Below are 25052 nucleotides of genomic sequence, written 5' to 3'. Positions count from 1 at the left end.
ATATTTATGTAGCACATACACAATTGATAACTGAATTTTAGAGAGATTTATCGGGTGATTTGATGTTCATGAGGGAAATTGAATTAAAAGGACACATAATTGACAGCTTTATACTCGCAAAAGTATTTGACAGAACTTTGGAACTTGGCGGAGACTATAAAGTTTTGGAATTTGATATCGGGAAGAAAAAAACCGATGTATCATATGCAAAATTGTTAATTTCTGGAACTTCTGAACAGCATCTTGACCAAATCCTTGAAGAACTTCAAAATGTCGGTGCAAATATCCCTGAAATTGAAAATGCCAATTTAAAACCTGCTTTAAAAGACAGTGTTTTACCAGATGGATTTTATTCAACTACAAATCACCCAACACACGTAAAAGTAAATGATGAATGGATAGAAGTTGCAAATCCAAAGATGGATGCTGTAATTGTTGTTTATCCTGAAGAAAAAAGGGCAGAAACAAAAGTAATGAGAAAAGTGAAAAAAGGAGACTTTGTAGTAATTGGCCACAACGGAATCAGAGTAATGCCTCCTGAAAAGTCAAGAGAAGCAGGACAGCTTTTTGAATTCATGAACTCAGAAGTATCTTCAGAAAAGCCAAAAGAAGCAATTATTAAGAGAATTGCAAAGGAAATGTACGAAATACGGGAAGAGTATAAAAAAACAGGAACAGGCGGAATTGCAATTGTTGGCGGCCCTGCAATTATACACACCGGTGGAGGCCCTGCTTTAGCAAAAATGGTCGAACTTGGATATATTCAAGCAATTTTGGCAGGAAATGCACTTGCAACCCATGATATTGAATCAGCACTCTTTGGAACTTCACTTGGAGTAGATATAAAAACTGCAAAACCTGTAACTGGCGGGCACAAACACCATATCTATGCAATAAATACGATAATTGATGCAGGATGCATTAAAAACGCAGTCGAGAGTGGCACATTAAAAGAAGGTATAATGTATCAGTGCATAAAAAATGAGATTCCATATGTACTTGCGGGAAGTATTAGAGATGATGGACCACTTCCAGATGTTATAACCGATGCTATGGTTGCACAGGATGAAATGAGAACTATGGTAATGGATAAAAAAATGGTTATCATGCTTTCAACACTTTTACACTCTGTTGCAACGGGTAACTTAATGCCTTCATACATAAAAACAGTCTGTGTCGACATACAGCCTTCAACAGTTACTAAATTAATGGATAGGGGAACTTCACAGGCTATCGGAGTAGTTACTGATGTAGGGGTATTTTTAGTACTTCTTTTGAAAGAATTAGAAAGACTTGAATTACAGGAATAATTTTTTGGGGAAAAATATGTCAGAAACACAGCATTCAAAAGAATTAATTAAAAGGGCCGTTGAAACAATTTCAAAAACAAAAACAGTTTCAACTACTCAAAATTTAAGCCAGAATAATGATAAAAAGACATTTTCAGATGCAAAAGCAGGTAAAATCGATACTTTAGAATTTAAAAAGGCAGTTCATTCGCTTTTTGAGGCAGATGAAGATCTATACAAATATGCACCAAATCATGATCTGGATGAAGAAAAAGCTAAAGAATTTTCAAAACTTCTTTTTGAAGCTCAAAAACATATTAACAATGTCTTAAGCGGATTTGGATTTGATTTTGAAACAATTTCTTTGGATGGACAGGCACTTTATATTGTAAGCAATAAAAAAGTATTAAAATCCTTAAAAGACATCAATCCTGACTTGAATATTATTTCAACAGAAGGAGTCTTGGAAATTGAGGATATGAAAGTTGTAAATCCTAAAATTCCTGAAAAAGCTTTATTGGGAATAGAAAAAAAATGTAAAATCACAAAAGAGCAGATTTCAAAAGTTATATCAAACATATCCCCGTCTAAAGTTGTAGTGCTTGTTAAAGATGGAGACGTTGCCGATGAATTGATCTACATAAGAGCAAAAGAACTCTACAACGCGGAAAAATTAAATGCTGATGAAATACTTTAATTTTTATTTTATTTAGGTGTTTTTAATGTCAATTGATGATAAAGTAAGAGCAATAGTTAAAGAATTTAAAGCGTACGTTCCAGGAAAGTCAAAAGAAGAAATTGCAAGAAATTATGGAATAGATCCTGAAAAAATTATTAAATTGGGTTCAAATGAAAACCCATGGGGCTGTTCGCCAAAAATTGCAGAAAAATTAATGGATGAAGTTTCGAAACTCCACCAGTACCCCCAACCAATAAATCCTGAATTAATGGATGAAATAAGTAAATTTACAAAAATGCCTGTTGAAAACATCATTGTTGGTGGAGATGGGGCGGATGAAGTAATCGATAACATCATGAGAATATTAATCGATGAAGGCGATGAAGTAATCATTCCAATTCCAACATTTACACAGTACGCAATTTCTGCAAAAATCCACGGTGCAAACATAAAATGGGCAAAATTTGACGAAGAAAATGAATTTAAATTGGATATTGAAAGCGTTTTAAATAATATTACTGAAAAAACAAAAGCAATATTCTTATGCACGCCAAATAACCCGACTGGAAACGTAATTCCAACCGAAGATATTAAAAAAATCGTTGAAAGTACGGATGCACTCGTAATGATTGACCATGCGTACATTGAATATTCAAATGAAGATTACGATTTAACAGACTGGGCTTTAAAATACGACAATGTGCTTGTTTTAAGAACATTTTCAAAAGTATTTGGACTTGCAGGACAGAGGGTCGGTTATGGGGTTACAAGTAAAAAAATTGTTGACTACATGATGAGAATAAAACCAATCTTTAGTTTAACAAGGGCTTCCCAAGCGTCTGCAATAACTGCACTTCAAGATAAAGAATTCTTTGAAAAATGCTTAAACGAAGGAATTGAAAGCAGGGAAGAAATCTACAATGGTTTGAAAAAATTTAAACAGCTCGAAGTCTACCCTACTGAAGCAAACTACATGCTTGTAAAAGTTAAAAACGGCATGAATTCGAGTGAATTTTGTGAAGTTCTTTTGAAAAAAGGAGTAATCGTAAGGGACTGTTATTCATTTGAAGGGCTTGAACCATATTATTTCAGAGTTTCAATAGGAACATTTGACGAAAACGAGAGATTTTTGAAAATAATGTCCGAAGTAGTCGAATAATCTTTATTTCTATTTTTTAATTTTATTTTGAAGATATAACTGATATATCGTAACTATTATATGTTCGGTTTTTCCATAACCTTGCTAAAGAAAAATTTACAAATTAAAAAAATTTCTCGGTGTTTAAAAATGGCTAAATTTATCATGGTCGTAGGAACCTCTTCAAACAGTGGGAAAACGGTTTTAGTGTCTGGAATTTGCAGGATGTTATCAAACAAAGGTTACAAGGTAGCACCTTTTAAATCACAGAACATGAGTTTAAATTCAAGAGTCAGCATTGAGGATGGGGAAATTGCAGTAGCGCAGTATACTCAAGCAATGGCTGCAAGAGCTGAACCTTCTGTTCATTTTAACCCGATTTTATTAAAGCCAAAAGGTAATTTTATATCGCAAGTTATAGTTCATGGAACTCCTTATGAAGATAGGGATTATAATGAATACCGATCAAATAAGGACGACATGCTCGAAAAAATAAAAGAAAGTATCGATTATTTGGATACAAATTATGATTACGTCGTAATTGAGGGGGCTGGAAGCTGTTGTGAGATAAATTTATTAAAAGATGATATAGCAAACCTAAGAATTGCAGAAATTTCTGGAGCTGATGCAATTTTAGTATCTGATATTGATAGAGGCGGAGTTTTCGCAGCAATTTATGGAACAGTTCAGTTACTCCCGGAAAATTGGAGAAAACTCTTAAAAGGATTTGTAATCAATAAATTTAGGGGAAATATCGACGTTTTAAAAGATGGATTTGAAAAAATCGAGGAACTGACAAACATTCCTGTTATTGGAACTATTCCCTATGACGAAACATTGATACTTCCTGAAGAAGACAGTCAGGCTTTGGAAGGTAAGAGGGTATTTGGAAATTTAAAAAGCCCTATTGAAGTAAACATTGTTAAATTTTCAAAAATTGCAAATTTTACAGATGTTGATCCGCTTTCAAGCGACTGTTTAATGAGATATCTTGATTTTAACGATGATATAACTGGAGATATCTTGATTTTGCCGGGAACCAGATGTTCAACCGTTGAAATGGATTTAATGAAGAAACACGGAATGGATAAAAAAATAATGGAATTCATAGAACGTGGGGGAATAATTCTTGGAATCTGCGGGGGGTATCAAACACTTGGAAAAATGTTAATTGATGAAAATTTTTCAGAAGGCGACGTTGGAACGATTTCAGGACTCGGGCTATTTGATATGGAAACGACTTTTGGAAATAAAAAGGCGATAAAAAACTCAACTGGAAAAATATCAATTTTTGATCAAAATTTTGATGTGGCGGGCTATGAATTACATGAAGGATATTCAGTTTCAAATGAAACTCCCTTAATATCACTTTCAAGAGGTTTTGGAAATTGCGGGAATTCATATGACGGTTCCTTTAAGGTAGTAGGGAATTCCTATATTTTCGGAACCTATTTTCACGGGATACTCGAAAATTTCGAATTTAGAAATTACCTCGTAAATATTGTAAACAACAGAAAAAACCTATCAAAAATTGAAAATGATAATTACGCTGAAATTTTCAATAAAAATATGGATAAATTATCTAAACTAATCGAGGAAAGTCTCGATCTTTCAAAAATTATAAAATAACATTGAAAACATCGAACAAATTTATTCTTAACTTTTTTTAAAGATTTTTAATACTGAAACAACATATTTTTTAATATCTATTTTTTGGAGGGGCAAGGCTATGATCGACGAAAAGATTCGCTCTGAACTGGAATATTACATCCGTTATGAACTGAGGGGAGTTTATAAAAGCAGAATGGGTGGGGATATTTACGAAATTGAATTTGAAAATACTTCGTATTCTAAATACTTTAAAAAATTGCTCGAAAAAGAAGGAATAAAGACAAAAGAAACTGACGATATTTCAAAAATTGAAATTTTTAGGGATCAATATATCGGGGAAATAGTTGGTCTGTTAAAAAAGGAAAGAATGAAGGAATTAATCGAATCGATGAATTTTCATAATTCCGTAATCGAATTTATATCTCGAAATTTTAACCCGATTATCACAAGCGGTCGTGAAAGTGGCATAATTCGATTTAAAATGATGGATGATGGGGAAAAATTTGCATACAACGAATTAAAAGAACTCGGGTTTAATATATCGCTTGAAAATGGGTCGATAATTGTTGATATTTCAGATACTGTAAAAGAAATGTTTAAACGAGTATCAACTGTTTTTGATCTTAAACGCATTACGCCGTATTATGCATTCAGCGTAAATGAAGAGGAAGCAATTGAAAAGTGTAAAAAACTAGATGAATTATCTGTACCGTACAAATATTCCGATGTTCATCGCGAAATATACATTGATTTTGATTCATTAAAACATGTAATTTCTAAATTTAAAAACAATTAAAAAAAGTTATTTAATTATTGTTCGGTTGGAACGAACTTGTATCCGTAGCTGATTACCCCATCGCATCCGTCTTCCCTTATTTTTCTAAAGACGGTTTCGACAGGCATTCCTATTTTAACTTCTTCAAGTTCGCAGTCGATCTGAGCTGTAACTTTCGTACCTTCTTCAAGTTCTACGATACCAATTACATATGGGGACTGTTTTTCAAAGTCCTTTGGTGCAGCATATACTACCGAGTAAGTGTACACTTTACCTTTACCTTCAAATTTGAAATCTTCCAACTCTCCCTTTCTTCTGCATTCTGGGCAGACACTTCTTGCAGGGAAGTAAACGGTTCCACATGTTTTACATTTTGATCCAATAAGGTTGTACCTTTCTTGCATGCTTCTCCAGGTTCTTACTACCATAATCTCACCGGAAATCATTTTTTGCTTAAATTATTAATTATCGTTTGTTTGATAAAATATGTGTGCAGACTGTACCGCCTGTTCCACCAACGTTTGCTGCAATAGCGTATCCGTTTTTAATTGCAGTTTGTCTATCTTTACATTCTTTATCCTGTTTTAACTGCCAGTAAAGTTCACCGACCTGTCTAATTCCTGTGGCACCTAATGCGTGACCAGCAGCTTTTAATCCACCACTTGGGTTTACTGTAACAAAGCTTTCGTCATCGATTCTGGTTTTTCCAGCTTCTACAACTTTTCCAGCTTCTCCTTTTTTACAGAATCCTAAGTCTTCAGTCAATACCAATCCGTTAATTGCAAAACAATCGTGGACTTCTGCAACATCGACATGACTCGCATTAATTCCTGCAATTTCATATGCTTTGTTTGACGCAACTTTTGCAGCATTTAATGTGGTCATATCTTTTCTATCGTGTAATGCAATAGTGTCTGATGCCTGCGTAGATGCTTTTATGTATATGATTTCATCTTTTGGAGCATATTGTGTCGCTTTTTCTGCATCACAGATGATAAGTGCGGAAGCACCGTCTGAAACTGGTGAGCAGTGTAATAATGTTAAGGGGTCTGCAACTGGGGATGCCCTCATAATTTGATCAATGGTTACTTTTGATCTAAACTGAGCATATCTATTGTGAACTGCGTTTTCGTGAGCGATAGCACTCCAGCTTGAGAGTTGTTCAATGGTTAAGCCGTATTGTTGCATGTATCTTTTTGCCATCATTGCGTAGAGTGATGGGAATGTTGCACCTACGAAAGCTTCCCATTCCTGATCTGATGCTGTTGCGATTGCTGAGGTTGCATCTGAAACATCGGTCATTTTTTCAACACCACCGACTAAAACAACATCGTGTGCACCGCTTGCAATAGATAAAACTGCACTTCTCAATGCTAAACTTCCTGAAGCACATGCTGCTTCAACTCTGGTGCATGGAATTGGGTTTAATCCAGCATAGTCTGCAATTAATGATGCAGTGTGTTCTTGTCCTACAAAAAGACCACCGCTCATTGTACCGACGTACATTGCATCAATGTCGTCTCCATCAACGTTTGCATCAATGATTGCTTTAGTTCCTGCTTCTACAATTAAACTTCTGAATGATTCTTCCCAGAGTTCACCAAATTTGGTCTGTCCGTATCCTATAATTGCTACATCCTTCATTTTATCCACCTGATGAAGTTACATTCTAATTTTTCCTCTGTATTTCAAGTAAACTGCGTAATCTACGTATTTTTTACTTTCCAAGAGTTTTTCAGTGGTTATTGCTTTGTCGACCACTTCTGAAATTCTGTCAGTTACTGTAATATCAAATGCATCACTTCCTGCACCACTACCATATGATACAACGAAGATTCTGTCATCTGCTTTTGCATGGTCTAAAATGTTTGAAAGTCCGAGTGGAACTGCTCCTGAGTAGGTGTTTCCTAAGTACGGTGTTAAAAGTCCGTATTTGTATTGTTCTTCGGTAAACCCTAATTGTTTAGCTGCACTTATGTAGAATTTTCCATTTGGCTGGTGGAATACACAGTAGTCGTAATCTTTTGCTGTTGTATCCATTTTTGCCATCATACCTTTTGCACCGTTTAAAACGTGCTTGAAGTATGCAGGTTCCCCTGTAAATCTACCACCGTGTTTTGGGTAATGTTCATGTTCTCTTCTCCAGAAATCTGGAGTATCTGTGGTGTAAGAGTATGTTCCATTGAATTTAGCGATAAGTTCTTCTTTTTTTGCACCGATGATGTACGCAGCACCACCTGCTGCGGCAGTGTATTCAAGAGCATCTCCTGGAGCCCCTTGAGCAGTATCTGCACCAACTGCCATTGCGTATTCCATCATGTCGCTTCCAACTAAACCCATACACATCTGGATTCCTGCAGTTCCTGCTTTACATGCAAATTCTAAATCTGCTGCGGTAAAGTCTGGCGATACACCACACGCTTCAGCAACAATTCCGGATGTTGGTTTTACTGCGTAAGGGTGGCTTTCACTTCCTACGTAAACAGCACCAATATCTTTTGGGTTAATTCCTGCTCTTGATAATGCTCTTCTTGCAGCCTGTACTGAGATTGTTGCAGTATCTTCGTCAGGCCCTGGAACGCTTTTCTCGTTTACAACAAGGCCTCTTTTGATTGCTTGAGCATCTTTACCCCAAGCACCAGCGATATCTTCCGCTTTTATCCTGTATTTTGGAAGGTCACTTCCATATCCTACAATACCTACTTCTTTCATCTGCTCACCATTTTTTTGTTAATGAACAATTGTTAATACATAACAATATAAACAAAAAAAATTATTTTATTTCTTTTAAACGCTTTAAAAGCTCATCGGTACTCAATTCAGTTACTATGAGGCATATTCCCTCAAGTTCGGCAAGTTTAACCGCAAGTTTGTCTAGTTCGGAAACTCCGTTGAAGATAACGACTCGTGGTTTGATGTTACTTACACGAATTGCAACCATGGGGCTTCGTCCGGCGGAAACTTCGGTAAAAATCAATGCTCTTTCGGTTGTCCAACCATAGAGATTTAGGAAATCCTGGCCATTCATTTCCAAAATAGCTTTAACACTGTCTACTACGGTGTGGCCAAATAGCTGATTATTTAAACTGTTTTCGCCACAGATTACTTTTCCTTCGATAGTGGAAAGTAATTCTCTGACTCCAACTGGGTTTTGGTATTCTTTTATCTGCAAAATCGCCTTCATTGAAGTTGGGTTTAACACCTTACTCAACGCTTTTATAGTATGTCCGCCCCTTTCCTTGTCAATTTCTAAGAGTGCATATACATATTTTTTGACGATATTTACTCCAGGATTTTTTCTTCTGCCAACTTCGTAATCACTGATCACTGATGGGGAGACATCTAGGTACCTTGCAGTTTCTATCTGCGGTATGCCAAACATTTCTCTCCATTTTTTCATGGCCTTACCGATATCTTCGGACAATACAATTTCTCCCATGATATGTATCGCTATTTTCTCCATGGCACTATATGTGCGCTAATTCTTATATAAATATTTCGATTTAAAATATAAAGTCATTCGCCATATGTCGAAATGGTCAAATATGTATTTTTAAAATGAATAAATTGGATTAAAAATAGAATTTAATGTATTAATATTCTAAATTGGAATCTCTGTCGCTTTTTTCATAGATTCCAAGAAGTTTTACGAATTTTTCGATCTCTTTTTTCTCAATTTTTACTTTTTCGTGTGATTTTTTTAATATGTAGGGGTAATTTGAAACAGATATTTTCTGAAGATTCGAAAAGAAAGTTTCATCCAAGTCTTCAAAAGAAGTTATGCACAAAGTTCCGCTGTTTTTATCAAGTTTTGCAAACTGGTAATTTAGTTTTTTAAGGTCAATTCCAAATTTTTTAAAGTATTCCACATTTTTATAGAAGTTTTTATTTATTTTTTCGTCAACGAGATCTAGGGGTTTTGAATACCCTGAATTTTTACATTTTGAAAAGATTGCAAGGTCTGGAATCAGTGCATCTTTAAAATAAATATTCATTTTTGAGGTTTTTGCAACTCCAACAATTTTTTCACGGTATTTTAAAAGTTCAGATAATAATATTAAATATTCAAGCTGTTCGAGTATAATTTTTTCTTCTTCACTAAAGTTTAAATTATTTGAAAGTTCAACGCTTGAATTGATATTATTAGAATCGATTTCTTCAAAAATTTTATTTTTTATTTCATCGCCATAAAGTTCGTAATACTTGAAAATTATATTTTCTAAGTTTTCCCCGTTGATCGAAAATTTGTTGTTTGTTTGAACGAGCAGTGAATAAAGAGACCCATCATATAGGTAATAATTGATATTTTTATTTTTTAAATTCCAAAGAGCAATTTTTAACTCCATATTTAACATGTAAAGACTAAGCCTACTTTGAACGTACTTGTAAGGTAAAATTATATTTGAATCCCACGCAGAAATAGACTCTTCGATTTTTCCATCGGTTTTTTGAATGTATGAAACAGTACCAGAAATATACAGGCAGTAATTTACATAATCGATTTTATTGAAACTGCCATCCCCACCAGCAAAAATGGTATCAGAATGGCTATTAAAATCGGAATTAGTCCAGTAATTTTTATAATCAAAATTAAAATCGATATTTTTTATTTTAGAACATATATTCTCCTTTTTTGATAGGAGTTTTGAATAGTCCATAAAATACACCTAAAAAATTAAAAAAATAATAAAAGAGTTATAAAATTATTCCGTATCCGATCAATCTCCATCTTGATCCGATTTTTCTGCTTATTGCAACTCTGTCGCCTTTATCGGCACATACTGGCAATTTTAATTTAATTTCTGCTTTATCAGCTCTTGCAGATACGGTTACTCCAACAGTTGTGGATGTTCCAACGTTTAACATCAAAACTTCGTTTGTTTTTAAAGGTTCGATTATGAGTTCGTCTTGGGAACCAACAACTCTTTCAAGAAGTTGTGGTTTGATAACCATTTTTTCTAAGGTTTCAGGAAGTGTTCCTGGAAGTCCCGCTAAACTTCCGCTTAATGCATCGGATTTTGTTAAATTTGGATCTAATTCAGTTCCAACACCTATTAATCCACCCGGTGCTGCAGATTTTAATTTTTTACCGCCAACTCCCAATGATATAATTTTGGTTACTATTGGAACCCAGTGGGTTTTGTTTCCTTCGGTTACTTTTATACCAGGTCTTATTTCGAGGTCGTCACCAACTTTTAAAGCACCTTGAATGATACTTCCCCCGATAACTCCACCTTTTAAGTCTTTTATTTCAGAACCGGGTTTATTTACATCAAAACTCCTGGCAACATATAATTTAGGAGTTAATGTTTCGTCCCTTTCAGGAGTTGGGATAAACTCTTGAATTGCTTTTAGCAGTACATCTAAATTTGCACCGTGGTGTGCTGAAACAGGGATAATTGGCGCATTTTCTGCAACAGTTCCTTTTGTAAATTCTTTAATTTGGTTGTAATTTTCAATTGCAGCTTCTTCAGATACGAGGTCTATTTTATTTTGAACAATAAGTATATGTTCAACACCCAATGCATCAAGAGCCATCAAGTGTTCTTTTGTTTGGGGTTGAGGGCATTCTTCACTTGCAGCAATAACTAAAATTGCACCATCCATAAGTGAAGCTCCTGAGAGCATTGTAGCCATCAGTGTTTCGTGTCCTGGAGCATCCACAAATGATATTTTTCTTAAAGTAGATACTTTACCGCCACAAGCATCGCACTTTTTATCAACGGTATAGCATTCTGGTTCATCGCATGTTTCGCACTTCTTTATTTCACAGTCTGCATATCCGAGCCTTATTGAAATTCCTCTTTTGAGTTCTTCACTGTGTGTGTCGGTCCATACACCAGTTAATTTCCTTGTCAAACTCGTTTTTCCGTGGTCTACGTGACCTACCATTCCAATGTTAACTTCTGATTGGTTGGATGCTGCCATTTTATCCCTCGCACAATTTTTTAATTTTTTAAATTACAAGAATACTTGAAAATCAATATAAAAATGACTTTAAAACTATACTCACTTTGTGGCTAATCATTTATATAGATATATAATCTTTAAAAAGTCTAACCAACTAAAATAGAAAAAAAGAGTTAATTTATTCAGTGCTTTCAGGTTCTCCACCGAGTGGTGCTGAACCGTATTCTACAACTTTTGTGTTGATTAATGTAACGTCTTTTGAAATTGTGTTTCCCCTTAAGCTTTTTCTTCTTCTGAGACCTTTTTCTTTAACGTTGTATCCAGGTCCTTCTTTTAAGAGTACTCTCATTTTCATAGCGCCGTGAATGTCATGTCTCATTGCAAATCCACATTTGTCGGATCCGCCTGTGATTTTTAATTTGTAACCTTCTAATTCAACAACTGAACCGCTGATTTCATCACCAATTTTTTTACCGATAAGTGCAGTGGACTCTGTTTCGAATTGGTATGATTTTCCTGTTTTAGTATCTGATACAACAACTTTAAAAGCCATGATATTACCTCGTTTTTTGTTTTAATATACCTTGTTTCAAATCGTTCGCGAAAAAGCTCTAAAAATTTATTTTTCCAAAAATTTTCCTAAATTCCCGTCTTTGTTCTATTACTAACTTATTACTTTTATAGTTTTTGGAAAAAGCAACACTGATAAGAATTGGTAGAACTCGAATAAACTACTAATAAAAATATTGAAAAAAAAAGATAATTAGATTTTTAAGTATTGTTTTGTTTCCCAGTCTGTAACTGCGGTTCTGAATGAATCCCATTCAGCGTTTTTGATTTCAATGAAGTTTTCAAAGATGTGTTTTCCTAATGCATCTTTTAATACGGAGTTGTTTTCTAACTCGTCAAGCGCAGCTTTTAAGTTTGCAGGAACTGATTCAATTCCTTCAGCTTTTTTCTGAGCTTCGTTCATTGCGAAGATGTTCTTTTCAACTGGTTCAGGTGCTTCTAAATTTCTTCTTACACCATCTAAACCTGCTGCGAGCATTACTGTGAATGCTAAATATGGGTTGCATGCTGGATCAGGTGCTCTGAATTCGATTCTTGTTCCTTTTCCTCTTGGTGCTGGAACTCTAATGATCGCACTTCTGTTCGCGTTTGCCCATGCAATGTTTACAGGAGCTTCATATCCTGGAACTAATCTTTTGTATGAGTTTACTGTTGGGTTTGTAACAGCAACGATTGATTTTGCATGTTCTAAAATACCTGCAACATAGTTCATACAGGTTGAGCTTAATTGGTGTTTTGCGGTTTCATCGTAGAATGATGGTTCGCCGCCTAACCAGATACTTTGGTGGCAGTGCATACCGCTTCCGTTGATTCCGAAGAATGGTTTTGGCATGAATGTAGCTTTTAAACCTTCCTGTGCTGCAAGTGTTTTGATTGTTGTTTTGAACGTTACAACGCTATCTGCAGTTTTTACTGCATCTGCGAATTTGAAGTCAACTTCGTGCTGACCTTCTGCAACTTCGTGGTGGCTTGCTTCTACGTGGAATCCTAAGTTTTCGAGAGCAAATACGATTTTTCTTCTGATGTCGCATCCTGCATCAACAGGTTCTAAATCGAAGTATCCTGCATCGTCTGCTGGAACCCATGAACCGCATGCATCTTGTTTTAAGATGAAAAATTCTGGTTCAGGACCTACGAAGAATTCTCCTCCAAGTTCTTCATCGAATTTAGCTAAAATTCTTTTTAAGCATCCTCTTGGGTCTCCTTCGAATGGTTTTCCGGTTGTAGTGTATACATCACAGATAACTCTTGCAACGGATTTTTCAGTTGGTCTCCATGGGAGTACTGAAAGTGTTTTTAAGTCTGGCTTTAACATCATGTCAGAACTTTCAATTGAAACGAATCCTTCAATCGAAGAACCATCGAAGTATAATCCTTTGCTTAATACATCGTATAATTCTTCTTCACCAGCAGCACCTGCTTTTACAGGGTAAGCGATGTTTTTTGGCTCACCGTGTATGTCTACAAACTGGAATCTTATGAATTTAACGTTGTTCGTTTTTATGTATTCCATAGCCTGTTCAACAGAATTCATATTCATGCCTCCGAAATCATTACTATATAGGAAATAGCTTTCCGCTTTTTCAATATATATATTTTACGGTACGTAAATCAATATTTATTAATATATATTAGCCATAATTCTGGTATTGCTAACATAAAAACTATTTACTTCAATATTAATATTATATTCGGTGATTTAATGCTGGTAGTGAAAAAAACCCCTAAAATAAAAGGAATATTAAGCGCACCCCCATCAAAATCTTATACGCACAGGGCAGTTATCTGCGCATCACTCGCAAACGGAGTATCTAATCTAAAAAATCCGTTAAATGGCGCAGACTGTTTATCTTCTGCTCACGCATGTGAAATGTTTGGTGCCGAAATTGACTTAAACGATGAAAAATGGGTAGTTAGGGGCTCAGAATTTAAAACACCAGATAATATTGTTGATATTGGAAACAGTGGAACTACTTTAAGGATATTAACTGGAATTTCTTCTCAAATTTCAGATGGATATACTGTACTTACTGGAGACGATTCTATTCGAAAAAGGCCAATGCAACCACTATTGGATGCATTAAAACAGCTTGGACTGAACTGTTTTTCAACAAAAAATAATGGTACAGCTCCAATTGTTGTTAAATCTGGAAAAATTAGTAACAATGTCGTTGAAATCAGGGGGGACATGAGTTCTCAGTTCATAACTTCGCTCATGATGACACTACCGTTCAGTGAAAATGACTCTGAAATAATATTGACTACCCCAATAAAGTCTGAACCTTATTTAAACATTACAATAGACGTTTTGGATAAATTTGGGGTTAAAATCGATAAAATTGAAGAAAAAAATAAAGTTGGATACAAAATCAAAGGAAATCAAAAGTATTTGCCATGCGATTATACAATTGAAGGCGATTATTCATCTGCATCTTATTTAGTTGCAGCAGGAGTTTTATTAAATTCAGATATCGTAATTAAAAACGTATTCAAAGATTCAAAGCAAGGGGATCGGGAAATTATTGAAATAGTTAAGAAAATGGGCGCAAACGTAGAAATAAACGAAGACAATGTTCAAATTATGGGCCCCTACAAATTAAAAGGAATTGAAATTGATGTAACAGACATTCCTGACCTTGTTCCAACAATTGCAGTCTTGGGATGTTTTGCTGAAGGAAAAACAGTTGTTTATAATGGAGAACATGTAAGGCTCAAAGAATGTGACCGACTTGCGGCATGCACTACTGAACTATCAAAAATGGGTGCGGAGATCGAAGAAAAAAAAGATGGACTCATAATTACTGGCGTTCATAAATTAAATGGTGCAAAACTTAAAACATACCACGACCACAGGCTTGTAATGGCATTTACAATTGCAGGAATGATGGCAGATGGGGAAACCGTAATAGAAGGCGAAGATTCAGTTAAAATTTCCTTTCCAGATTTTGTAGATAAAATGAAGTCAATTGGAAGTAATATTGAAGTAATTTAAAATAATTAGTTTTCAATTTTTAAAAATTAGTATTTAATAAATTATTTAATTAAAAAGGCGGTTTTATGGATAAGTTTGGGGAATTTTTAGAATATCTAAAAGAAAACGATATAAAAAAGGCGGTTATTACAAAAAAAGAAACTATAAATTATTTTTTGGAAAAATACCCTCCAAATTTTTCAATGCTTATTTTTGATATTAAAAAAGACACTGTAACATTACAGGTTTCAAAACTCGATTTTGAAATGGCAAAAGGATACAAGATCAAAAATCTGGGTATTGAACTTTACGAAAATTTTGAAAGTACGTTTAAAGGTTGTGATGGAATCGAAGACTCCCTTCCAATCCGATTTTTAAAGTTTGTCAAAGATTATAAGTTAGTTTCTAAAAAAATCGAGGAAATGCGGGAAACAAAAACAAAAGCAGAACTTGAAAATATTAAAAAAGCTGCAAAAATAAGCGATGGTGCAATTGAACATGCTACAACTTATGCACTTGAAAATGATAATTTAACTGAAAACCAGATTGCAGCAGAAATTGAGTATTTTATGAAGAAAAATGGAAGTATCAGGCCTTCATTCGACACAATCGCAATTTCTGACAAAAAGACAAGACTTCCTCATGGAATGCCTTCTGAAGATGTTGTAAAAAACATACTTTTAATGGATATTGGGGCACTTTACGAAGGTTACTGTTCAGACATTACGAGAACAGTAATTTTAAATGAAAACATCAAGAATTATTCGGAAATTTATAATATTGTACATTCTGCGAAAAAAGAGGCGGAAAAAAATTTAAAGGCAGGAATTTCTGTAAAAGAACTCGATTTGATTGCAAGAGAACATATGGGTGAATTTAAAGATTATTTCATACATTCTCTTGGACACGGAGTAGGTGTTGAAATTCACGAAAATCCAGCAATTTCTTCAAAAATAAAAGAAGATGTTATATTAAAAGAAGGAATGGTTGTTACAATTGAACCTGGAATTTATACGGATGATTTCGGAGTAAGGATTGAAGACCTCTATCTTGTAAAAAAGAACGGCTTTGAAAAACTCAGCAATGCAAAAATTTTAGAATATTAACTTACATTTTTATTATGATATTGATTATTTTGTGATTTATATGGGCAAGATTGATTTTAGACTCGAAAAAACTTTTGGGTATACCACAGGCGCATGTGCTGCTGCTGGAGCATATTCTGCACTCTATTTTTTAAAAAATAATGAAAGATTAAATTTTGTTGAAATTGTAAATTTAAAAGAAGATTCCTTAATTATTCCAATTAAAAACATTGAAAAACAGGGAGACACTGCAATTTCAACGGTAGAAAAATTTTCAGGGGAGGACATCGATATTACAAATGGAATGGATATCGAAATAGAAGTTACTCTTAATTTGGATAACAACAGTTCAGAATCGAGTAATGTCGATATTATCGGGGGAATCGGTGTTGGAATAATTACAAAATCTGGTTTACAGGTAACGCTTGGAAAACCTGCAATAAATCCAAAACCAAGAGAAATGATTGAAACTAATTTAAAATCTCTTTTAACTGATAATGAATGTGTAACTGTAAAAATTTCAGTTCCAAATGGGGATGAAATTGCCAAAAAAACATTAAATCCTAAACTTGGGATAATTGGCGGAATTTCGATTCTTGGAACTACTGGAATCGTTCGGCCAATGTCAAATGACGCGTACAAAGAATCACTCGCGCCACAAATTGATGTAGCTTTAGCAAATAATTTTGAAAACCTAATATTTGTTCCAGGAAACATTGGAACAAAGCATGCTAAAATATTATTACATGCAGAAGAAGATCAAATTATTGAAGTTTCAAATTTTTGGGACTACATGCTCAATAAGGCAAAAGAAAAAGGTGTTAAAGATATAACTGTCTTTGGACACGCTGGAAAAATCGTAAAGCTTGCTGGCGGAATTTTTGACACCCATTCAAAAGTCGCAGATGCAAGAAACGAAATACTCTGTGCTTATACTTCATTAGTAACACAGGATGTAGAAATACTTCAAAAAATACTTCAATCAAATACAACTGAAGATATAGTTGAAATTTTGACTGAAAAAGGTATTTTAAAAGAAGTTTTTGACAATGTTTCAAAAAGAGTTGTCGAAAGACTTTCTTCAAGATGGGATGGAATTAATTTTTCCTGTATTATAATCAATATGAAAGGAAATATGCTTGGAAAATATGATCAGGGTTGATATTATGAACAGAAAGGAATACAAAATTTTTGAAATCGGGATGTTTAAAAAAGAGGGGGAAAACTCATATTTAGAAATTTACGACGAATTTTTAGGTGGGATGGATGGATTAACCAAAAATTCAAAGATTTTAGTTTTTTTATGGTTTGACGGGTCTGACAATGAAACTAAAAGAAAGACTTTAAAGGTTCACCCGAGAGGAAATATTAATAACCCGATAAGGGGTGTTTTTTCTACAAGATCTCCAATGAGGCCTAACCCTATTGCGCTTTACACTGTAAAAATTGAAGAAATTTCTGGAAATAAATTATATATCGAAGAAATTGATGCATTTTCAGAAACTCCAATAATTGATATAAAAAGATACTCAAAAGAACTGGATTTATAGGGCTATTATGAAAAAGATAATTTTTTTAGCTCCAATTTTACTTTTGATTTTTTCAGGTTGCATTTCTGATGATAATATTGATTCAGGGGACTTTATCGATTCTCACGAACACTTTTCTGGAACTGTCACTCGTGTGGTTGATGGCGATACCGTGCACGTTGATTCAAACGGGGTTGATTATAATATTAGGCTTTTGGGCGTTGATACTCCAGAAACTTATCAAAAAAACAGTGTTTCAGAATATTATATCGATTATGAAACTCCAATTACTGATACTGAATATTTAGATTACTGGGGGCATTTGGCAACAAACTACACGCGAAATACTCTTGAAAATAAATCGGTATATGTAGTTTTTGATAAAAACAGTGATAAACAGGATAAATACGGAAGATATCTTGCATACATATATTTGGAAAATGAAAATTTCAACGAAAATTTGATAGAATATGGATTTGCAAGAGTATACGTTAGTGATTTTGAATTGAAAGCTGGATTTTTAGAAACCGAAAAAACAGCAAAATCTGAAAAAACAGGTCTTTGGAACTACAATAACTAACACTTTAAAAATTTTAGATATTTATTATTTTTTTAAAAAAGTTTTAAAAATAACTTAATTTACAAAAGATGGTTTGGTACGATATCTTTTGAAATTAAATCTGCAAGGGTTTCTCTAACTCTGATTAATGAAACTTCCTTTTCATTTGTAAGGATCATTGCAGGTTTTCCTCTTGAGTTGTAGTTGTTTGCCATGCTGATTCCGTATGCTCCAACGTCTAAAATTGCAACGGTATCTTTTACTTCCATTTTTGAGAGTTCCCTATCCTTTCCAAATACATCGGAACTTTCACAAAGTCCTCCTGCAACGCTTACAACTTCTTTTTCGTCTCTAATGGTACAAGGAACGATTTCGTGGTATGCCTCATAGATTGCAGGTCTCATCATGTCGTTCATTCCAGCATCAATCATTATCCATTTTGCAACAGGTGTTTCTTTGACGTGTTCGACAGTTCCAAGTAAAACTCCCGCGGTAGCAACCAAACTTCTTCCAGGTTCCAATATTAAATTTGGAAGTTCGATTTTTCCTTCGTATTCGTAAATTACATCGAGAACTGCTTTTGAAAGATCTTTTTGAACAGGGATTTTTGTATTTTTATCATATGGGATTCCAAGGCCCCCACCTAAATTTACATCTTTTATTTCAATTCCTTCATTTTTGAGTGAAACTACGAAATCCATGATTTTCCTAGCTTCTTCAACAAATGGGCTGATGTAAGTTAGTTGTGAACCAATATGGCAGTGAATTCCAACAATTTTTACGTTTTCCATTTTTTCTGCCATTTTAATAGTTTCAAGTGCAATTCCGCTTTCAATGTCGAGCCCGAATTTGTTCTTTTTCATTCCTGTTGAAATTTTAGGGTGCGTTTTTGCATCAACGTTTGGATTTACCCTAAATGCAACATTTGCAATTTTTCCCATTTCTTTTGCAGTTTCATTAATTAAAACAAGTTCACTGATGCTGTCAACGTTAAATGCTCTTATTTCAGCTTCAATTCCCATTTTAATTTCTTCTTTTAATTTACAGTTTCCGTTAAATACAATTTTTTCGGAAGGAACATTTGAAAGTTTTGCAATGTACAATTCCCCTGCACTCACGATATCTGCACCACATCCGAGTTTTGAGAGGAGTTTTGTTACAGCAAGGTTCGTGTTTGCTTTGTATGCAAATGAAATTATGAATTCTTTTCCGGTTTTTTCAGAGTATTCTTTAAATGAGTCAACGTATCTTGTAAAGTTTTTAACGGTTTGCGTTTCACTCATGACGTAGAGTGGAGTTCCGTAAGTTTTAGCAAGTTCGCTTGCATCATATCCGTCAATTTTTAAGTTTTTACCTTCAACGGTAAGCATTTCGTTCCCCAAGAATTCCATGATTTCACCATAAGTTGTTTTTTCATCATAAGCAGTGATATTATTTAAATATGTCGATGAAATACAATATATAATTCATCCTTTAATTAATATCTCGTTAAAAAAGCCGAATTAAAAAGTTTTATGTCAAAATTATTTTAATATTAAATTATTTCAAATTTCTTACATATTCTGGAGTTTTAACATTTTTTGGAATATTGTAGTGGAATTCACGACCCAATTCAAATATTTTAAGACTTCTATCCCCGAATCTTTCAACATCCTTTAAAAACATTCCAAATTGGATAAACTGATTAATATCTTTCAAATTTTCATCAGGATTTTCTGAAAGTTTTTCCATCATGATATCGAGTTTTTTGTGAAGTTTTCCTTCTAATTCGTAAATTTCAGTATCAATCGTTTTATTTTTAACCATATTCATTGCATGATCGAACATCTTTGAAATTATGTCCCGTATCTCAAAAATTTCTTTTTTTATTGCAGGGTCAACAAAAAGCCCATTTACCACTTCTTCCGCAATATTTGAAAGATAATCACCGCATCTTTCGATATTTGCAGCAATATTTGATATCTGCATAAGGCTGTTCATGTCCATGTATTTTGAAGCTTTTAGTTTAATTACGAGGTTTACTTCATCTTCCATCCGGTTCAATGCATAATCTTCAAGAATAATGCTATTGGCAATATCCAAATCATGAGTTTTTAATGAATCAAACACTTTATCTATATTTTGAATAACGTTAGTTCCCATCCTATCGAAAGTTTCGTAAATCTCTTTAAAATATCGATCAGTTTCAATATAATCTTCAAATTCTTTTAATTTTTCAAGATTTACGACATAAGGGTGCAGTATCGCTCCCCCATCTACAAGCGGTTTTAGCAGTTTTGCAACGTATCGTCTGCTTACGTTTAACCTGTCTGCAATATCATCCTGAGTTTCTGGCTCTTCGTCAAGAATTATATTTATTATTGCAGCAAGTGTTGCATCTTTTCCCCTCAGCATAGTATCCCTTTGATGAATTAAATTTCATATATTTTGAATAATAGTTCATTAAAAAAGAATATGCTTTTAAGATATATAAATTTGAGTATAAAAATAATAATTAAATGTAAGTTTTCAAAACTTCCGATTTTAAGTCATCGATTATTTTTTTCTTGTATTCTAAGAATTCGACGCTAGTTCTTTTTCTAGGCCTATCTAAATCTATATCGATAATGCTTTTTATCTTTCCAGGTCGTGCTGTCATCACGACAACACGGTCAGATAAATAAACTGCCTCATCTACACTGTGCGTTACAAAAACAACAGTTTTTTTTTCAGTTTCCCATATTTTTAAGAGGTGATCTTGTAAAACTGCCCTAGTCTGCGTATCAAGGGCCCCAAAGGGTTCGTCCATCAGCACAATTTTTGGATTATTTGCAAGAGTTCTTGCAATTGCAACTCTTTGCTGCATTCCACCGCTCAATTCATAAGGATATGAATCGCAAAATTCTTCGAGTCCAACCATTTTTATAAATTTTTTGGCAGTTTCAATTCTTTCGTCTTTTGGAATTTTTTTAATTTCAAGTCCAAAAGTAACGTTTTGAAGAACTGTTTTCCACGGAAGAAGCGTATACTGTTGAAATACCATTCCCCGATCTGCATCAGGCCCTAAAACTTCCTTTTCATCTAAGTAAATTCCACCTGATGTTGGAGTTTCAAGTCCTGCAATCATTCTTAAGATTGTGGATTTTCCACAGCCACTAGGTCCAACTATTGATACAAATTCATTATGTTGTACTGATAAATCTACATTATCAACTGCAACGAGGTCCTTTTTACCGTTTCCAAATTTTTTGATAAGATTTTTAAGTTCTAGAACTGACATAATTAATCCGTCCGATTTAAGTTATTAAAGTAATTTATTTCATCATTTTTTTCCAGCAGAAATATTTAGTTTCAATATATCTAAGTCCTTTATCAAGAATTATTCCAATTATTCCAATTATTATCATCGAAGCGACTACAACGTTCATTTTGCTCAAAGAGTATGCATACATGATCAGGTATCCAAGTCCTGCATCACTTCCAGGAAGCATTTCTGCAGCAACAACACACATCCATGCAATGCCTGCTCCAATTCTAAGGCCTGTTAAAATGTCAGGAGAAGATGCGGGAACTATGACACTCTTTAAAATATCTTTTGTAGATCCTCCAAGCGTTTTTGCAGCTTCAACCATGATTACAGGCACACTTTTAACGCCTGAAATCGTGTTTATCAAAATTGGGAAAAATGCACCTATAAAAATAATAAAATGCATTGACGACTCACCAATTCCAAACCATGCAAGTGCAAGTGGAACCCAGGCAAGTGGCGGTATTGGTCTAAAAAGTTCAACTGTCATATCTAATAAGTCATTTATAAGTGAATAGTAGCCCATAAGAATGCCGATAGGAATTGCAAAAGCTCCGGCAATCAAAAAGCCTATCAAAACCCGTTCGATACTTACAATCGTATTTTCAATTAAATTCCCGGTTCCAAGTATTCCTACTCCCGGATTTAAAAGAATTGAAATTACACTTTCAACTTTTGGAAGAATTACGGGGTTATTTAAATAAATTGCAAGAAGTTCCCATGCTAAAATTCCAAGTACTGGTAAAGTAAGGTTTTTTAGTAATTTCATTTAAATTCACCGTATTAAAAAACTAACTAACGTGATTATTGTTATTAGAATATAAAAAAGTTTAACTATTTAAATGTAAAACATTCAAAGCAAAATTTTTTAGATAATTCGGTAAAAAAAGGCTGATTAATTTCGATTAAGAAAAAATATCAAAATAAGAAAATAAATTAAAAATAACTTTATGAAAGCATTGCAATTACAAATCTTGATTCTGCTTTATCGAGTTCATTCAATGAATTCCCTTCGATTACGTAAGTGTTGTTGTATTTTTCAATTGTTGCAGAACTATTGCTTCTTTCAATCTGAATAACAAGCGTTTGATTGCTGTTTTTTACTTTTGCAATGTCTTCGGTATTGTTAAACAAAGTCTGGTCAGCAATTACGTAAGGATATGCTGTAGTAAAGAAGCTCACCTTTGAAACAAGGTCTGTAAGTACAATACCGCCTTCTTCATTTGAAAGATTGAAATCATATTCAAAGTACATTATTTTGTAGTTTCCACTTGTATAGTCGCTTTTTATCTCTGAATCATTCGTATTTATTAACGTTGTAGTCATCGAATCGTTTATTGGTGCTCTTAAAGGTACATTCACTGTGGTTTCGCCAAACTGAAGTACAATTGTGCTGCTAAATTCACTTAAATCTTCACTTCCGCTATCCGTTTTATCGGTACAGAGGCAAAAACTGCTTATCAAAACGAGCGACAATATCAAAACAATTTTGTTCATGTTTTCACCATATCATAAGTTACTAGTTTATAACGTTCATGACTTTTTAAATGTATCGAAATCGTTCGTAAATTGGGTTAATCCATCATCTGAATGTTTATCCAAAACATGATTAGTCCAACGAGGTATTCAACTTCGACATCAGTTAATTCCTTATTTTTTTGGAAATTTATGCCATTTTTCAATACAATCCCTACAGCATGTTGCAGTTGCATGCTGTGCGGTAAATACAGGATATCCTTTCATGGGAGTCTGTTTTCCATCATTTTTTATGGATTTTGGCTTAATTTTAAGTTTTATAAAATCATATGCATGGTTTTCAATATTATTTATCCCTTTATCTTTAATATATTCTTTATCGGAGCTATTTAACTGAAATTTAGCCATAATTTCTGATTTCATTAGTTTTTTATAGATTTCTTTGTATTTCTTGTAATCTGAAAATATCCATAAAAATTTCAAAAAGTGGCAAAAATGATTTAATTACTATTTTAAAAAACTTATCCGAAAAAAGCAAAATTAAAAAATAATTAGAAGTTATTGCTGAGGCAAAACTTCGGGTTTTTCTTTTGACTGATACCATGCTGCAGCTAATGCAATCAATATCAGTAATATGGCCGCCATAGCAAGATAAAGGTTTATTCCACCAAGCGGGCTTTCTTGTTGTAGTACAACGCCTGATTCATTACTATCTGTTTCACCAGCTGATGATCCATCTGATGAACTTTCTAGAGCGTTTTGTTCAACATCTTCTGAAGATTCGACAGCTCCTGCTAACGAATCAGTTTTCGTTAAAGTTCCTGGATTCGAATTTTTTGTAGTACTTGAAGTAACTGTGGTCTCTGACGAATCTGAACTGCTAACGAATGACGAAGAAGAACTTCCAGAACTACTACCGCTAGATCCTCCACCTCCTGAGGTTCCAGTTTCAGTATCTTCACTTTCTGAGAATGTAAGTATTACGTAATGTATTCCTTCATCGTAAGGAAGTTCATTTTCGTAAGTGGTATTTGACAATTCTGCAGTGAATTCCGAGTAAGTTTCTTCCCCATATACTAGCGAAAATGTAACTACGTTACTATTGCCATCGTAACCTGTTGCAATCAGTTTATCCTCAAGTGGTCCTGAGGCCCCAAATATTGCATTTTCAACTGCAATTGAGTCCTGAAGTACTCCGTCAACGTACACATTCAATGTACCTGAAGGTAATGTTTCGTCCAGATACACGAGTCCATAGAATAATTCTGGATTAAGTGGCATTGACGAACCATCTGTTTCACTACTAGTTGAATTACTACTGTCTCCCGTACTTGCTGATTCAGAAAAACTTATTTCCATGTAATATGATTCTCCTTCAACGTACGGTAATTCATCAGTATATGTATTTTCACCTATTATCGCACTAAAGCTACTGTAAATTTCGCTTCCAGAGGAAAGTTCGAATGTAACTTCATTGGCATTTCCAACGTATCCTGTTGCGACTAGTTTTTCTGAAAGCGGGCATGAGTTTCCAAATAATCCATTTTCAACTGCAATTGAGTCTTGAAGTACTCCGTCAACATAAACGTTTAAGGTTCCTGAAGCACTGGTTTCCCCAATTGTTGCGATACCATAGAATAATTCTGGATTAAGTGGCATTGATCCAGTATCTCCACTGTCTCCTGTATCACCCGTATCTCCACTGTCTCCTGTATCGCCTGAGATTCCCGTACCTTCTGAAAATTCAATAGCTATGTTCTGTACTCCGTCAACGTACGGTAATTCATCAGTATATGTATTTTCACCTATTATCGCACTAAAGCTACTGTAAATTTCGCTTCCAGAGGAAAGTTCGAATGTAACTTCATTGGCATTTCCAACGTATCCTGTTGCGACTAGTTTTTCTGAAAGCGGTCCTGAGCCCCCAAATAATCCATTTTCAACTGCAATTGAGTCTTGAAGTACTCCGTCAACATAAACGTTTAAGGTTCCTGAAGCACTGGTTTCCCCAATTGTTGCGATACCATAGAATAATTCTGGATTAAGTGGCATTGATCCAGTATCACCAGTATCTCCTGTATCACCAGTATCTCCTGTATCACCAGTATCTCCTGTATCACCAGTATCTCCTGTATCACCAGTATCTCCTGTATCACCAGTATCTCCTGTATCAC

Annotated in this window: 24 protein-coding genes and 1 pseudogene; 10 read left to right on the top strand and 15 right to left on the bottom strand. The window is 34.2% G+C overall.

Translation table 11 applies throughout. From position 1 onward, the window contains the following. Positions 1 to 62: 62 nt before the first annotated feature. From HNP90_RS00225 to HNP90_RS00205, 5 genes are all read left to right on the top strand, one after another. On the top strand, positions 63 to 1310 hold the full coding sequence (locus HNP90_RS00225; RefSeq protein ID WP_011976866.1) for an ornithine cyclodeaminase, nickel-pincer nucleotide-dependent: 1248 nt from the start codon (positions 63 to 65) through the stop codon (positions 1308 to 1310). A 16-nt stretch (positions 1311 to 1326) separates the two neighbouring features. After that, positions 1327 to 1986: a DUF2100 domain-containing protein gene (locus HNP90_RS00220; RefSeq protein WP_011976865.1), complete on the top strand. Its 660-nt coding sequence runs from the start codon at positions 1327 to 1329 to the stop codon at positions 1984 to 1986. Positions 1987 to 2011: 25 nt separating this feature from the next. After that, positions 2012 to 3127, top strand: a complete 1116-nt coding sequence (gene hisC / locus HNP90_RS00215) for a histidinol-phosphate transaminase (protein ID WP_011976864.1) — start codon at positions 2012 to 2014, stop codon at positions 3125 to 3127. Between the two features lie 129 nt (positions 3128 to 3256). After that, positions 3257 to 4735, top strand: coding sequence for a cobyric acid synthase CobQ (cobQ, locus tag HNP90_RS00210; RefSeq protein WP_011976863.1), 1479 nt, complete (start codon positions 3257 to 3259; stop codon positions 4733 to 4735). A gap of 100 nt (positions 4736 to 4835) precedes the next feature. Then, complete coding sequence (locus tag HNP90_RS00205; RefSeq protein WP_011976862.1) at positions 4836 to 5513, top strand: hypothetical protein; 678 nt, start codon at positions 4836 to 4838, stop codon at positions 5511 to 5513. 14 nt (positions 5514 to 5527) lie between these two features. On the opposite strand, the gene HNP90_RS00200 is transcribed toward HNP90_RS00205, so the two are convergent. The 8 genes from HNP90_RS00200 to glnA form a co-directional block, all read right to left on the bottom strand. Beyond that, positions 5528 to 5920: a Zn-ribbon domain-containing OB-fold protein gene (locus HNP90_RS00200; RefSeq protein ID WP_011976861.1), complete on the bottom strand. Its 393-nt coding sequence runs from the start codon at positions 5918 to 5920 to the stop codon at positions 5528 to 5530. A 37-nt stretch (positions 5921 to 5957) separates the two neighbouring features. Continuing rightward, a complete protein-coding gene (locus HNP90_RS00195) occupies positions 5958 to 7136 on the bottom strand; it encodes an acetyl-CoA acetyltransferase (RefSeq protein WP_011976860.1) in 1179 nt (392 codons plus the stop codon). Between the two features lie 18 nt (positions 7137 to 7154). Continuing rightward, complete coding sequence (locus tag HNP90_RS00190; protein ID WP_011976859.1) at positions 7155 to 8204, bottom strand: hydroxymethylglutaryl-CoA synthase; 1050 nt, start codon at positions 8202 to 8204, stop codon at positions 7155 to 7157. 61 nt (positions 8205 to 8265) lie between these two features. After that, positions 8266 to 8955, bottom strand: coding sequence for a helix-turn-helix domain-containing protein (locus HNP90_RS00185; protein ID WP_011976858.1), 690 nt, complete (start codon positions 8953 to 8955; stop codon positions 8266 to 8268). Positions 8956 to 9085: 130 nt separating this feature from the next. Beyond that, positions 9086 to 10150: a DNA double-strand break repair nuclease NurA gene (locus tag HNP90_RS00180; protein ID WP_011976857.1), complete on the bottom strand. Its 1065-nt coding sequence runs from the start codon at positions 10148 to 10150 to the stop codon at positions 9086 to 9088. Positions 10151 to 10187: 37 nt separating this feature from the next. Further along, positions 10188 to 11420, bottom strand: coding sequence for a translation initiation factor IF-2 subunit gamma (locus tag HNP90_RS00175; protein WP_011976856.1), 1233 nt, complete (start codon positions 11418 to 11420; stop codon positions 10188 to 10190). 160 nt (positions 11421 to 11580) lie between these two features. Next, positions 11581 to 11955 carry a 30S ribosomal protein S6e gene (locus HNP90_RS00170; RefSeq protein WP_011976855.1) on the bottom strand — a complete coding sequence of 125 codons (375 nt, stop codon included), beginning with the start codon at positions 11953 to 11955 and terminating at the stop codon, positions 11581 to 11583. A 210-nt stretch (positions 11956 to 12165) separates the two neighbouring features. After that, positions 12166 to 13506 carry a type I glutamate--ammonia ligase gene (gene glnA / locus HNP90_RS00165; protein ID WP_011976854.1) on the bottom strand — a complete coding sequence of 447 codons (1341 nt, stop codon included), beginning with the start codon at positions 13504 to 13506 and terminating at the stop codon, positions 12166 to 12168. A 168-nt stretch (positions 13507 to 13674) separates the two neighbouring features. On the opposite strand from glnA, the gene aroA reads away from it, so the two are divergent. The 5 genes from aroA (at position 13675) to ecnA (ending at position 18137) form a co-directional block, all read left to right on the top strand. Continuing rightward, positions 13675 to 14964 carry a 3-phosphoshikimate 1-carboxyvinyltransferase gene (gene aroA, locus HNP90_RS00160; protein ID WP_011976853.1) on the top strand — a complete coding sequence of 430 codons (1290 nt, stop codon included), beginning with the start codon at positions 13675 to 13677 and terminating at the stop codon, positions 14962 to 14964. 65 nt (positions 14965 to 15029) lie between these two features. Then, the gene (locus HNP90_RS00155; protein ID WP_011976852.1) at positions 15030 to 16049 is read left to right on the top strand and encodes a M24 family metallopeptidase; all 1020 of its coding nucleotides are present in this window, start codon (positions 15030 to 15032) and stop codon (positions 16047 to 16049) included. Between the two features lie 40 nt (positions 16050 to 16089). Then, entirely contained in the window at positions 16090 to 17190 is a 1101-nt protein-coding gene (cbiD, locus tag HNP90_RS00150) for a cobalt-precorrin-5B (C(1))-methyltransferase CbiD (RefSeq protein ID WP_011976851.1), read from the top strand. A gap of 4 nt (positions 17191 to 17194) precedes the next feature. Further along, positions 17195 to 17578, top strand: a complete 384-nt coding sequence (gene tsaA, locus HNP90_RS00145; protein ID WP_011976850.1) for a tRNA (N6-threonylcarbamoyladenosine(37)-N6)-methyltransferase TrmO — start codon at positions 17195 to 17197, stop codon at positions 17576 to 17578. A gap of 7 nt (positions 17579 to 17585) precedes the next feature. Beyond that, on the top strand, positions 17586 to 18137 hold the full coding sequence (ecnA, locus tag HNP90_RS00140; protein WP_011976849.1) for a calcium-activated nuclease EcnA: 552 nt from the start codon (positions 17586 to 17588) through the stop codon (positions 18135 to 18137). Positions 18138 to 18196: 59 nt separating this feature from the next. On the opposite strand, the gene lysA is transcribed toward ecnA, so the two are convergent. The 7 genes and pseudogenes from lysA to HNP90_RS00105 form a co-directional block, all read right to left on the bottom strand. Continuing rightward, positions 18197 to 19507: a diaminopimelate decarboxylase gene (lysA, locus tag HNP90_RS00135; RefSeq protein WP_011976848.1), complete on the bottom strand. Its 1311-nt coding sequence runs from the start codon at positions 19505 to 19507 to the stop codon at positions 18197 to 18199. Positions 19508 to 19655: 148 nt separating this feature from the next. Beyond that, positions 19656 to 20510, bottom strand: coding sequence for a PhoU domain-containing protein (locus tag HNP90_RS00130; protein ID WP_011976847.1), 855 nt, complete (start codon positions 20508 to 20510; stop codon positions 19656 to 19658). A gap of 100 nt (positions 20511 to 20610) precedes the next feature. Next, positions 20611 to 21375, bottom strand: a complete 765-nt coding sequence (locus HNP90_RS00125; RefSeq protein WP_011976846.1) for an ABC transporter ATP-binding protein — start codon at positions 21373 to 21375, stop codon at positions 20611 to 20613. A gap of 34 nt (positions 21376 to 21409) precedes the next feature. Beyond that, positions 21410 to 22171, bottom strand: a complete 762-nt coding sequence (locus tag HNP90_RS00120) for an ABC transporter permease (RefSeq protein WP_011976845.1) — start codon at positions 22169 to 22171, stop codon at positions 21410 to 21412. A gap of 179 nt (positions 22172 to 22350) precedes the next feature. Continuing rightward, positions 22351 to 22899 carry a hypothetical protein gene (locus HNP90_RS00115; RefSeq protein ID WP_011976844.1) on the bottom strand — a complete coding sequence of 183 codons (549 nt, stop codon included), beginning with the start codon at positions 22897 to 22899 and terminating at the stop codon, positions 22351 to 22353. Positions 22900 to 22976: 77 nt separating this feature from the next. Next, positions 22977 to 23301 (bottom strand): annotated as a pseudogene (locus HNP90_RS00110) (DUF4186 domain-containing protein). 135 nt (positions 23302 to 23436) lie between these two features. Further along, positions 23437 to 25052, bottom strand: a 1616-nt coding sequence (locus HNP90_RS00105; protein ID WP_258558887.1) for a surface protein, anchor region, incomplete at its 5' end; no start/stop codon positions are given.

The sequence above is a fragment of the Methanococcus maripaludis genome (assembly GCF_013760955.1).
In the GTDB taxonomy this organism is placed as follows: Archaea; AGJL01; Methanococci; order Methanococcales; family Methanococcaceae; genus Methanococcus; species Methanococcus maripaludis_A.
The sequence above is the reverse complement of the archived record's forward strand: the minus strand, read 5'-3'. Positions and strand labels throughout refer to the sequence as shown.